Source organism: Vibrio sp. A1-1 (assembly GCF_021728175.1).
In the GTDB taxonomy this organism is placed as follows: domain Bacteria; phylum Pseudomonadota; class Gammaproteobacteria; order Enterobacterales; family Vibrionaceae; genus Vibrio; species Vibrio diabolicus.
The window spans coordinates 334,366-346,295 of sequence record NZ_JAKKCL010000002.1; the positions used below are offsets into that span (position 1 = coordinate 334,366).

An 11,930-nucleotide genomic window follows, 5' to 3' on the forward strand; every position below is an offset into this window, starting at 1 on the left:
CTGGCAAAAGGACCGACTATATGACAGAGCAAGAATACTTTACCGTCCATCATAATCTCACTATCAACGTCGAAACGTTGAGTGCGGATTTTGCTTTGCCAGATGAAGAAACCTTTGTCTCCGAAATTCCAGCACCGTTTATTGTTGCCAGCGAATTTAGCCATCTAGATATGTTGGCAGACAATGCACGTCTAGAGCTAAAAAACAAAGATTTAAAGCATGTGATTAACTTGCTTGATACGCAAAACGCGAAACTTAACCTCTTGTTGAGCTTTATGCTTTCACAACAAGATGATGCCTCCATTCGATACCAAACCACGAAGTTTGGTGCCAGCCAACTCAGTTACCGTTCAGATACAGCGCTATCTGCCCAACAACTCGTTCGTGTTAAACTGTTTCTCGATCATCCTGCTGCAGCGATTTACGGTTACGCTCAAGTAGAAGAATGTGATGCTTCAGAGCAAGATTTCATTATCACTCTTAGATATAAGATGCTACGTGAATCTGACCAAGATTTGCTCATAAAAGCGGCACTATATCAACAACAAAAACTTTTACGTCAGCGCTCGATGGAGCGAGATAAAAAATAACTCCTATGACAAAAGCAACGATTCTTTCCGTCACCAATCCTTCTGAGCGTGGCGACAAAAAACAGCTAGGTAATTTACCGGGCGCGGCTCTACCTCTAGCTATTGCTGAGCTAGCCAAGCAGCATTCGAGTCACTCGCTACTCGTCGTGCCTGACCCGCAAATCGCTTTAAAGCTTCAAGCGGAGATTGAACAATTCACTGACCAAACAGTAAGCCTGTTCCCTGATTGGGAAACGCTGCCTTACGATAACTTTTCTCCGCATCAAGAAATCATCTCTGAACGTATCGCGCGCCTATACCAACTGCCAAGCCAACGTAATGGCATTACCATCGTGCCAGTCAGTACGGTGCTGCAGCGACAGTCGCCACGTGATTTTCTATTGCAACATACCTTAATGGTGAAAACCGGCGATCAACTCTCGCTTGAGAAACTACGTGTACAACTTGAAAATTCGGGCTACCGCCACGTAGACCAAGTATTTGGGCCAGGTGAATACGCGAGCCGTGGGTCGATTCTGGATCTCTTTCCTATGGGCAGCGATGACCCGTATCGCATCGACTTCTTTGATGATGAGATAGATACCATTCGCACGTTTGATCCAGAGAACCAACGCTCTATCGACGATATTCAGCAAATTCAATTGCTGCCTGCACATGAATTCCCAACCACTAAAGAAGCGATTGAGGATTTTCGTACACGTTGGCGCACCCAATTTGAAGCACGCCGAGAGCCAGAGTCGATCTACATGCAAGTGACCAAAGGCACTTGGCCCGCTGGTATTGAGTATTGGCAACCACTGTTTTTTGACCATACCGAGACTTTATTTGAATATTTGCCAGAAGACTCTCAAATCATCACATATGGTGATATTGAATCTGCGGTCGATACTTTCTTAACCGATGTCGAATATCGGTACGACCAGAAAAAAGTTGATCCACTACGTCCTCTTTTGACTCCTGAACAACTTTGGCTGAAAAAAGACGAACTCTTCAGCCAACTAAAACAGCTCCCTATGGCTCAATTGAGCCTAGATAAAGTGGTTAAGCGTGCTGGTCGTCAAAACCTACCAGTACAATCGTTAGCCGAGCTTGGCGTTCAGCAACAAAATAAAGAACCGCTTTCGCGTCTTCGTCAATTCAGTGAGCAATTCAGCGGCAAAATTGTTTTCTCGGTAGAGTCAGAAGGTCGTCGTGAAGCACTAACGGAACTGTTGCAAGGCATCAAAGTTCGCCCAGTCGTACATGGCTCACTTTACCAAGCTCTAGATTCGGGTGATCGCTTCAGTTTGATCTTAGGCGCTGCAGAGCATGGTTTCATTCACGAAGACCTGAACTTCGCTCTGATCTGTGAAAGTGATCTACTTGGTGACCGCGTTATCCAGCGACGCCGCAAAGATAAAAAAGCAGTCAACAGTGACACCGTTATTCGCCACCTTGCGGAATTGAAACCCGGTCAACCCGTGGTTCATATTGATCACGGTATTGGCCGCTACATCGGTTTACAAACACTTGAAGCCGGTGGCATGAAAACGGAATACGTCACCCTTGAGTATCAAAACGATGCCAAGCTCTACGTACCAGTTTCATCACTAAACCTTATTAGCCGTTATTCAGGCGGTGCTGAAGAAAGTGCACCACTGCATAAATTGGGTGGCGAGGCTTGGGCAAAAGCACGTCGTAAAGCGGCAGAAAAAGTGCGTGATGTCGCGGCTGAGTTGCTGGATGTTTACGCTAAACGAGAATTAAAACCGGGCTTCAAATTTGAGCTAGATCGTGGGCAATACGCAACGTTTAAAGCAACGTTCCCATTTGAAGAAACGGATGACCAAGCGATGGCCATCAATGCCGTCTTGTCTGACATGTGCCAAGCAAAAGCGATGGATCGTCTAGTGTGTGGTGACGTGGGCTTTGGTAAAACGGAAGTCGCTATGCGCGCAGCATTTGTCGCAACGGATAACAGTAAACAGGTCGCCGTACTCGTACCGACAACCCTGCTTGCTCAGCAGCATTTCGAAAACTTCCGTGACCGTTTTGCCAACTTACCAATCCGAGTTGAAGTACTGTCTCGCTTTAAGTCTGCCAAAGAACAAAAAGTCATTTTGCAAGACGTTGCAGATGGTAAAGTCGATATTGTCGTCGGTACGCATAAGCTGCTTTCAAGCGACATTAAATTCAAAGATTTAGGTTTGTTGATCGTTGACGAGGAACACCGCTTCGGGGTTCGTCAAAAAGAAAAAGTCAAAGCAATGCGTGCGGATGTGGATATTCTTACCCTTACCGCAACACCAATTCCACGTACTCTGAATATGGCCATGAGTGGCATGCGCGATCTGTCGATCATCGCGACACCTCCAGCGCGTCGTTTAGCCATCAAAACCTTTGTTCGTCAAAGAGAAGAATCTGTGGTCCGTGAGGCGGTACTGCGTGAAATCATGCGTGGTGGTCAGGTTTACTTCCTGCACAATCAGGTAGAAACTATCGAGAAAACCGCGGAAGACTTGCAAAAGCTGATTCCTGAAGCACGAATTACCGTGGCACATGGTCAAATGCGTGAGCGCGAACTAGAGCGCATCATGAATGATTTCTACCACCAGCGCTTTAATGTGTTGGTGTGTACAACGATCATCGAGACCGGTATCGACGTACCAACGGCGAATACCATTATTATGGATCGTGCAGACAACCTTGGTTTAGCGCAACTGCACCAATTGCGTGGCCGTGTTGGACGCTCTCATCATCAAGCCTATGCTTACTTATTAACGCCACATCCAAAAGCCATGACCAAAGATGCTATCAAGCGTCTTGATGCGATTGCTTCACTGGAAGACTTAGGTGCAGGCTTTACTCTAGCAACTCACGACTTGGAAATCCGTGGGGCTGGTGAACTGCTTGGTGACGAGCAAAGTGGGCAAATTCAATCGGTTGGTTTTACACTGTACATGGAAATGCTGGAACAAGCAGTCCAAGCATTGAAAGAAGGTAAAGAACCTTCTTTGGACGAGCTGCTTCGTGAACAAACTGAAGTTGAAATGCGAATCCCAGCGCTCTTGCCAGACAATTACATCCCGGATGTGAATACACGACTGTCGATGTACAAACGTATTGCGAGCGTTACGAGTGGTGAAGAACTCTCAGAGCTCAAAGTGGAACTTATCGATCGATTTGGACTGCTTCCAGACGCGACGAAGAACTTACTTGCTGTCTCAGAATTGAAAATTTCGGCTGGTAGCCTAAAAGCGAAAAAGATAGAAGCCCATGATAAAGGTGGATTTATCGAGTTTTACCCTGATGCTGACATAAATCCAGCGTATTTGGTTAAACTGCTGCAATCACAGCCGCAAAAATTTGCAATGGAAGGTCCAACTAAGTTCAAGTTTAGCGTACCATTGGCGGACCGACGTAAACGCATTCAGTTTGTTCAAGACTTACTGAATGATTTTAAACAGAATTTATTACCAACGAGCTAATAGTCGAATGAGAATACTGATCCCGTTATTGCTTCTATGTGTCTCAATGCCTTCTTGGGCACAGCGTCAATTTGATATTGAAGTGATCATTTTCAAGCGAGCAGTCGACGCTGAAAGCACCACTGAATCTTGGCCGAATCAACTGCCAAAAATCGATATGGAAAATGTCGGCAGCTTAGAGAGTGAATCATACCGTCGCTCTAAAGGCGTAACACTACTGCCACGCTCATCTTTCCGCCTGAATGCGCAAGAAGCGGCATTAAACAACCATGCTGGGTTTAAAGTGCTTAAACACGTAGCATGGCGTCAAGGTGACCGAGGCAAATCTAGCGCCCCAATTTTCCGTATTGTTGGTGGACGAGATTTCTCTGATTCTTATCACGCAGATGGTAGTCCAATCAATGGCAGTACTCAGACATTTTCCACTGACGGTTACAGTGAGGAGACAGTCAACGGTCCTTTGTATGAACTAGACGGTCGATTCCAAATTTACGTGCAGCATTATCTATTCGCTGAAACGACACTAGACCTGCGCGAGCCAAGTGTTAGAGAAGTGCGTTTTGAACCAACATCAACCGAGCAATTGGCGGATGATTTAGGTGAGGTCGATGGTAATGTTCAAGTGGGTAACTTGGCGGAAATCTCCCCTACAATAACAGAAGAAAAGTTCCTCAAGAGCTACCGAATGGCTCAAAAACGCCGTATGCGTAGTAGTGAGACTCATTACCTAGACAACCCATTGATGGGCATGATCATTCAAGTTCGTCGCGTTCGATAAGCACGAGTGATTCAACAAAGCGCAGCATTTGCTGCGCTTTGTTTTTATCTGTTATGTCCTCAGTTATTCCTAACCAACGCAGAGCAAGGAAAATAACTGCGTTACAGTATGAAATAGACAGTTTTCAAATTACTTACACTCAACATGGAAGTCGTATCAGTTCATGAGTCCAGATTTTGAAATCATTGCGCCCCGCTTAGCGCTCAAGCTCATCCCTTCTGAAGAAGCTCACTTACTACAACGTTTGCTTGCAGAGTCCCCTTCCCTACACCAGTGGCTAGATTGGTGTAATCAAAACGTTACGTTGAAAGATGCACAGGACTTCCTGTTGGCAACCCGACTTAACTGGGTAAAAACAGAAGCTTTCGGTTTCGGTATCTATGAGCGACAAAGTAACACTCTAGTAGGAATGGCCGCCGTAAACGAGTTATATCACACGTTTAATATGGCAAGTATTGGCTACTGGGTTGCTGACCGCTATCAACGACAGGGCTATGCTCAAGAAGCCGTTAGAGCCTTGGCTGAATTCTGCTTTGCAAAGCTGAGTTTAACTCGACTGGAAATTGTCTGTGACCCCGACAACGAAGCAAGCCAAACCTTAATTGAGTCAGTCGGTGCACAAAAAGAAACCATCGCCAGAAACCGGTTTATTTTTCATGGTAAGCCTAAGGATGGCGTTGTGTACTCACTTTTACCGGCAGATCTAACATAAATAAAAAGCCACCGACTTGCGGTGGCTTTTTATATTTCGAAGATACAGCATCCGCGCAATCCGCGTAGATGTGAATTTGGCGTCTTAGTGAAGCTTAAGGTTTGGACGCAGTACTCGGTTGATACGGCCCACAAGCATCATCAGTCCGGTTTTAAATACGCCGTGCAACGCCATCAGGTGCATTCGATATAACGAGATATAAACGACACGTGCAATACGGCCTTCTACCATCATCGACCCTTTGGTTAGGTTGCCCATCAAACTACCAACGGTAGAGAAACGGCTTAGAGACACCAATGAGCCGTGATCTTTATACACATAATCTTTCAGCTCGCGTCCGTTGATCTTCGCAACGATGTTGCTGAATGCTTGGCTTGCCATTTGGTGCGCAGCTTGCGCACGTGGTGGAACAAACGAACCATCAGCCTGAGTACATTGTGCTAAGTCACCAATAACGAAAATGTCATCATCACGCGTCGTTTGTAGTGTATTTTTCACTACCAGCTGGTTGATACGGTTCGTTTCTAAACCAGCGATATCTTTAATAAAATCTGGTGCTTTAATACCCGCAGCCCAAACCATGATTTGTGCCGGGATCTTCTCACCATCTTTCGTGGTGAGGCCATCTTTTTCAGCTTTAGTCACCATGGTTGCCGTGCGTACATTTACGCCCAACTTCACCAGCTCCTGATGAGCAGCAGAAGAAATACGTGGAGGTAACGCTGGTAAAATACGCTCACCTGCTTCAATCAGATTGACGTTCAACTTGCTAGAGTCAAGATCGCCAAAGCCGTAAGTGCGCAGCTCTTTAACAGCATTATGTAACTCAGCTGATAGTTCAACGCCAGTTGCACCAGCACCAACAATCGCGATATCCACCGTACCGTTACCGTTTTTCGCGTGCAGTTTTAGGAACTCATTGTTCATTTCTGTGCGGAAACGGTGCGCTTGTTCTGGACTGTCTAGGAAAATACAATTCTCACGAACGCCAGGAGTGTTGAAGTCGTTTGATGTTGAACCAATCGCCATGACCAGAATGTCGTATTCTAGCTCGCGGCTTGGCATCAGAAGCTCACCATGCTCATCTTTAAGCTCACTTAAGGTGATCACTTTACGTTCGCGGTCGATGTCTTGAAGGCTACCCATTTGGAAGTCGAAGCTGTGGTTTTTTGCATGAGCTCGATAACTCAGAGCATCCACCCCTTCGTCCAAAGAGCCAGTTGCAACTTCATGCAATAATGGCTTCCACAAGTGGCTCGCTTTACGATCTACTAGCGTAATTTGCGCACGGTTCTTGCGACCTAGAGTTCGGCCAAGCTTAGTTGCCAACTCAAGACCACCAGCACCGCCGCCTACAACGATAATGCGTGTCACAATGATTTTCCTCTACAAAAATGAATATATGGGGTTCAGCTCGATGCATGGTTCACAGACATGCTGTGCCATACATCCAACCGATGAATTCTTGGTTCTTAGAGGTGTCTCAATTTATTTGGATTAAAAACTGCTGCCTAATTTTATTCTTTATCTATCAATAACTTGTTAGGAATCAGCATATTTGTCTGGTACGCATACGACGCCAGAGATTTTTGGGCAAGTTTATTACTCGCTCTCAATTTTTTTTGATATTTATCAAATTATTTTAGTCTGGTTCATTATATAGAGACGTACTTTGAAGGCAACCAAAATCCGTGTGACGAGTACGGATTGACTACTTTTCGACTACTCTACAACAAGGTATTCGTGCCACATAGGATGGAAGTAAGAAAACGGTAAGGAGAACACAATATTCTGAGCGCTAAACCAAGAAAATGAGGCCTTTAAAGAGAAAGTGACTCGGCATACTCACAAGAGGGGGTCGCAGCAAAGCAGCCGATAAAAAATGCCGCTTTACTGTTCACACTCAAACACTCTTAAGTATTTTTAAATGCCTTCATCGCTTGTAAATGGTGAGAGATCTTTTTGAACTTGTGGGACTGCGTTTCGTCCCAAATGATTTGATAGTATTTTTCTAACTCAGCTGCAGTTTTCGCATTGTCATGCACTTCATCATCTTTGGATAAAATCACCAAGCAGTGCGCCTGATTTTTCGCTCGAAACTGATCAACACATTTTGTTGCGATATCTTCGTACTCTTCTGGGCGATCGATTCGACCAGCCATCGTTTTTTCTGGGTGCAAGTTCGGGTTAAACATCACTTGTTTGATACCGCATAGAAAACCAATTCGTTCAGACCAATAACCACCTAAACCAACCCCACAGATTAACGGGTTTGGATCATCAGATTGATCGATAACTTTAGACACCTCTTTTAACAAGTGTTGCATGTCGTGCTTTGGGTGAAGGGTGCTGTAATTAATAAAACGAACGTCGTCGTCGATGAACTGCAGTTGAAGAACTTTTTCGTGGTTACCCGGGCTTGTACTGTCAAAGCCGTGTAAGTAAATAATCATGTGTACCTCTCCCTGTGTGTATCTGGTACTTTTATTAAAACTACCACTATTTCCTTACTGTTAAAGGGGAAAATATCACGAGTTCTCAAAACAGTGATCTTCCATACACAATGAGCCTTTCAACTCATACGCACTGTTTAAGTATTGCTCATCTCCCCACAATTTATAGGCCAGTAAATACCAAAGCATCGCCATCACTAGGGTTCTTGGCTGCCACGCCTGTACACCACTTAACCAAAGAGACGCATCTTCGATACCTCGAATTTGGCAATACTGTTTCACCGCCTCTTCCACAGGCGCATCCGCAACTTGAATAGTCAAGGTCAAATCAAGCCTAGGGTCAGCAATACCAGCATACTCCCAATCAATGACTTTCACCCCACTATCTCCCCGAACGAGGTTGTAACACCCCAGGTCAAAGTGACAAAGAGCTAGTGGAACCGGCACTACACTCGGTTCCGTGCGCCACTTCATGTATAGAGCCTCAAATTCCGTATCCGCATACTGACCATCAAGCTCAAGCCAATAATGATCGATGCGAGAAATATAAGAAAATGGAACCAAAGGGAGCGCGCTGATCGGATGCTGATGAATGGTCGCCGCAATGGATAATAAATCTCTTACTGGTAGCCCTACATCCGAAAGTGCTTGCCCTTCGATCCATTCCACCAGTAAACCTTGCTCGTGGATAAACACTGGCTTAGGACCAATTTCTAATGAAGAGATAGCATTCAGAACTTGATATTCATTGTGGCGAGAAATTGAAAAAGCCTTGCAAACATTACTGGTCGGTCGCCAGATGTATACAAGGCCTTGAGAGGATTCCAACCGCCAACAACGGTTGGTTAGCCCCCCGGTAACGGTTTGAACTTTTACCGGAGGCTCAGTAAAGAAGCCATCGAGAGCATTAAGACTCGGATCTAACTGTTTTGCTTGTTGCCAAGAAAACCATGCCATTGATGACTTCTCCATCAGTATCGATTAAAGACCGAATAAGCTCTTCGATTGCGCTTTACGGATTTCCGTTTCATCCGCCCACTCAATCAAACCTGTTTCTAGGTCCATTAGGCGCATGGTCATCTTGTAGTATACATCTTTATCGCTACCTGCATTTTTGACGATGCTAGATAGGTTACCGTAAAGCATGTATTGCGCACCCACCATTTTACCAAATTGGATCGCTGTGCTTTGGTTAACCAGCTCATCCGTGTTTTGGAAGTTAAGCTGTTCACGCACAGACTCAACACGGTCCATATCAACAAAGCGGAACTTACCAGAGTTCAACATCTTAGTAGAAATAGTGTCTGTAATGGATTCAGTGTCAATGTGTTCACTGGTCTTGTTCTTAATTCGCTCAACAAAAACGATAGGACGTTGATCACGAGTAATTGCTGCTACAGAACCCGACATCATCATGCTATCCACCATTTCAGCCGCGATTTTTTGTAAATCTGTTGAGCCAAAATCGATAGTTGTGGTTTCTGTTGCTTGCGCATCGCCGTAAGAGACTTTGTTAGAACAGCCACCCAAAATGACGGCAAGACCTAAAAGAGCAATAATACTTTTTTTCATGAGAGTTCCTTAGTTTTTCAATACCAGCGCATCGTTAGCGCGGCAGCTTCGGCAAAGCCGTTAAGATTAATTGTCTTGTGCTTCTCTAATTTGAACACGGAATTTGGTACCATTTGGATTCACAGTAACTTCAGATAACGTGACTTGCTCAAACCCTCGCACAATCATTTTGCGCCATGGGCCAGGCTTGGTATTCACTTCTAAACCATTATTGTCATACCAATAGAAGCGGTAAAGAATGTGCTGGTCACCTTTATAGTTACTGCTTAGTTGCACCACTCCACGTGGACGATCATCAACGTAAGTGGTGGTGATGTTGTCAACTAATAAGCGACTACCCAAAACGTTATCATTAAAAAATACTTTTTGCGTTTGACCATCAATTCGAATACCAGCCGTGTTTTCGGCGCATCCAACTAAACCAATAGCCATTGCTAAACAAATAAGCCATGCTTTCATTACAGTCTCCCTAGCTGTTTATGCCACACGGTTGAGTGTGTTCCCTGACGAGATACCCATACCAATGTAGTCTGCTGTGCAGGCACTTCAAACTGATAGGTTTGATCACCCAAGTTTAAACTTTGTGTTCCCGGTTTCACGACTTTTGATGCCGTTTTCACTTGCGCTGGTAATGTTTGCCAACTTCTCGTATCCGGCTGCTCGGTCAATGTGTTCCATACATTGAAAAGTATGTTACCCACATCATCGCCTTTTTTCGCCGCCTCTTTTCGGATTCGATCTTTTGCCCAAACGCGAAGAGCTTGACGGATCACCATTGTAGTCAGACGTTCATTAAGATCGTTTTGTGCCATCGCATTAACATCAGTCAGCGCGCTAGAAGGCAATACCTGACCATTTAAAACCACATCGCTAAAACGTTGAGCACCCCGATTCGGATAATAAGGAAGCGCCAACGAATAAATGGCCCCATTATCGCGACTGTCGTAAATCGGTAGATCAATACGCCAACCTTTCAAAGCCTCCACAACGCCTTGTTCATCAATAACGATGACTCGACCTTGAGACTGAGTTAACCCAGAAGGTGCTTTACCATACCGTTTCTCTAGCATGCGTAAGTCTTCACGCATGCCTAGTTTCTTAGCGGCGTACAACGTGCTTTCAACAACTTGTTTGTTGTCTGGCATCACAGCGAGTGCTCGTCGGTAATCAACATAAGCACTGTTTAAATCTCGTGACGCTTCATATAACAAGCCAGAAAGATAGAACAAATAGCCGTTTTGTACTGCGCTTAGTTTTTTACCAGCATCAGGGTAGCTCGCCAACACACTGCCTAAATTGGCAGACATGCCTTGCTTTTTCAGGTCTTTTTCTGCTGCTTTTAGTTCTTTTTCACGCGCCTTTCTTGCCGCTTCCTGAACTTGATTGGCTCGACGCACTTCAACAAGCGCCCCTTCCAAATCGTTTTTCTGTAAATAGTTTAGCCCGAGATAAAGGTGCAGAAAGCCAAGTTCATAATCGGCGGGATGATAATCTTGGAGATTGTCGTTCACTGCGAGAGAGCCGACGCTCGTTGCCGTTTCTGACACAGAAATAGTCGCGCGATCTTGCTGAACACGAACGGCACGATCACCATTTTCCAGCGCTTTCAAACTTGTCGGGTAATCTTCAGCAAGAAAAGAAATACGGCCCTTTTCAAAGTTGCCAAGTATCTCGCCACCCACATCGCTCGATTGAAGTTGTTTCGCTTTCGCATATTCCCCTGCAACAACGGCTTGATAAACTTCTTGATTCTGGTTGCTGTAGTGACTAAACAGATTGCCCGCAGACAAATTCGCGCAGCCAGAGGCCATTAAAGCCCAGCTCATCAGCCCTAACAGCTTTACACCTAGTTTCACATTTATCTCCACAAATGTGTCATTCGACAGGAAAAAGAAGTGGGTGAACTGCGCCACCCACTTTTTAAAGCTTAGCTCAATACCATTGGACCTAGAGGACGACCGCCTAATAGGTGCATGTGAATATGGTAAACCTCTTGGCCACCGTGCGGGTTACAATTAACGATCAGGCGATAGCCGTCTTCCGCAATGCCTTCCTCTTTCGCCAGTTTTTTAGCAACAGTGAACAAACGCCCCATCATTGCTTCATCTTCAGCTTCAACATCATTCGTTGTTGGGATCAATTTATTCGGAATAATGAGAATATGGCTCGGTGTGCGCGGGTTAATATCGCGAAACGCAGTCACCAGCTCATCTTGATAAAGAATATCGGCAGGGATTTCCTTACGAATAATTTTACTAAAGATCGTTTCTTCCGCCATGAGGACTCCATTTTATAAAGGTAATTAGACCCCAATTAGTATGCGCCAACCAAAAGCGGAGCTCAATAAAAACAGTGTTC

At 45.0% G+C, this 11,930-nt stretch carries 11 protein-coding genes; 4 read left to right on the forward strand and 7 right to left on the reverse strand.

Features of this window, described 5'->3' with window-relative positions; all coding sequences use genetic code 11:
* Positions 1 to 20: 20 nt before the first annotated feature.
* From L3V30_RS05555 to L3V30_RS05570, 4 genes are all read left to right on the forward strand, one after another.
* Positions 21 to 590 (forward strand): hypothetical protein, encoded by a 570-nt coding sequence (locus L3V30_RS05555; RefSeq protein WP_006742154.1) that lies wholly within the window; start codon positions 21 to 23, stop codon positions 588 to 590.
* 5 nt (positions 591 to 595) lie between these two features.
* Entirely contained in the window at positions 596 to 4,057 is a 3,462-nt protein-coding gene (gene mfd, locus L3V30_RS05560) for a transcription-repair coupling factor (protein ID WP_237308493.1), read from the forward strand.
* Positions 4,058 to 4,064: 7 nt separating this feature from the next.
* A complete protein-coding gene (locus L3V30_RS05565) occupies positions 4,065 to 4,835 on the forward strand; it encodes a peptidoglycan binding protein CsiV (protein WP_237308494.1) in 771 nt (256 codons plus the stop codon).
* Between the two features lie 163 nt (positions 4,836 to 4,998).
* Positions 4,999 to 5,547: a GNAT family protein gene (locus L3V30_RS05570; RefSeq protein ID WP_048626173.1), complete on the forward strand. Its 549-nt coding sequence runs from the start codon at positions 4,999 to 5,001 to the stop codon at positions 5,545 to 5,547.
* 84 nt (positions 5,548 to 5,631) lie between these two features.
* Here L3V30_RS05570 and L3V30_RS05575 read toward each other — a convergent pair whose 3' ends face one another.
* The 7 genes from L3V30_RS05575 to hinT all read right to left on the reverse strand — a co-directional run bounded on the left by L3V30_RS05575 (position 5,632) and on the right by hinT (position 11,850).
* Entirely contained in the window at positions 5,632 to 6,921 is a 1,290-nt protein-coding gene (locus L3V30_RS05575; RefSeq protein WP_237308495.1) for an NAD(P)/FAD-dependent oxidoreductase, read from the reverse strand.
* A 539-nt stretch (positions 6,922 to 7,460) separates the two neighbouring features.
* The gene (gene ycfP / locus L3V30_RS05580) at positions 7,461 to 8,000 is read right to left on the reverse strand and encodes an alpha/beta hydrolase YcfP (RefSeq protein ID WP_012842003.1); all 540 of its coding nucleotides are present in this window, start codon (positions 7,998 to 8,000) and stop codon (positions 7,461 to 7,463) included.
* A 75-nt stretch (positions 8,001 to 8,075) separates the two neighbouring features.
* A complete protein-coding gene (gene thiK / locus L3V30_RS05585) occupies positions 8,076 to 8,957 on the reverse strand; it encodes a thiamine kinase (protein WP_225462306.1) in 882 nt (293 codons plus the stop codon).
* Positions 8,958 to 8,981: 24 nt separating this feature from the next.
* Positions 8,982 to 9,572: a penicillin-binding protein activator LpoB gene (gene lpoB, locus L3V30_RS05590; RefSeq protein WP_005378467.1), complete on the reverse strand. Its 591-nt coding sequence runs from the start codon at positions 9,570 to 9,572 to the stop codon at positions 8,982 to 8,984.
* 66 nt (positions 9,573 to 9,638) lie between these two features.
* Positions 9,639 to 10,031 (reverse strand): YcfL family protein, encoded by a 393-nt coding sequence (locus L3V30_RS05595; protein WP_005390620.1) that lies wholly within the window; start codon positions 10,029 to 10,031, stop codon positions 9,639 to 9,641.
* Positions 10,031 to 11,428, reverse strand: coding sequence for a hypothetical protein (locus L3V30_RS05600; RefSeq protein ID WP_237308496.1), 1,398 nt, complete (start codon positions 11,426 to 11,428; stop codon positions 10,031 to 10,033). Before L3V30_RS05600 ends, L3V30_RS05595 begins: the two co-directional genes overlap by 1 nt.
* Positions 11,429 to 11,499: 71 nt before the next feature.
* Positions 11,500 to 11,850, reverse strand: a complete 351-nt coding sequence (hinT, locus tag L3V30_RS05605) for a purine nucleoside phosphoramidase (RefSeq protein WP_005390611.1) — start codon at positions 11,848 to 11,850, stop codon at positions 11,500 to 11,502.
* Positions 11,851 to 11,930 lie beyond the last annotated feature (80 nt).

Coding starts and splice junctions, on each gene's coding strand:
- hinT (WP_005390611.1), bottom strand. CDS start 11,850: ATGGCGGAAGAAACGATCTTTAGTAAAATTATTCGTAAGGAAATCCCT.
- L3V30_RS05555 (WP_006742154.1), top strand. CDS start 21: ATGACAGAGCAAGAATACTTTACCGTCCATCATAATCTCACTATCAAC.
- lpoB (WP_005378467.1), bottom strand. CDS start 9,572: ATGAAAAAAAGTATTATTGCTCTTTTAGGTCTTGCCGTCATTTTGGGT.
- L3V30_RS05570 (WP_048626173.1), top strand. CDS start 4,999: ATGAGTCCAGATTTTGAAATCATTGCGCCCCGCTTAGCGCTCAAGCTC.
- mfd (WP_237308493.1), top strand. CDS start 596: ATGACAAAAGCAACGATTCTTTCCGTCACCAATCCTTCTGAGCGTGGC.
- L3V30_RS05595 (WP_005390620.1), bottom strand. CDS start 10,031: ATGAAAGCATGGCTTATTTGTTTAGCAATGGCTATTGGTTTAGTTGGA.
- L3V30_RS05565 (WP_237308494.1), top strand. CDS start 4,065: ATGAGAATACTGATCCCGTTATTGCTTCTATGTGTCTCAATGCCTTCT.
- thiK (WP_225462306.1), bottom strand. CDS start 8,957: ATGGCATGGTTTTCTTGGCAACAAGCAAAACAGTTAGATCCGAGTCTT.
- ycfP (WP_012842003.1), bottom strand. CDS start 8,000: ATGATTATTTACTTACACGGCTTTGACAGTACAAGCCCGGGTAACCAC.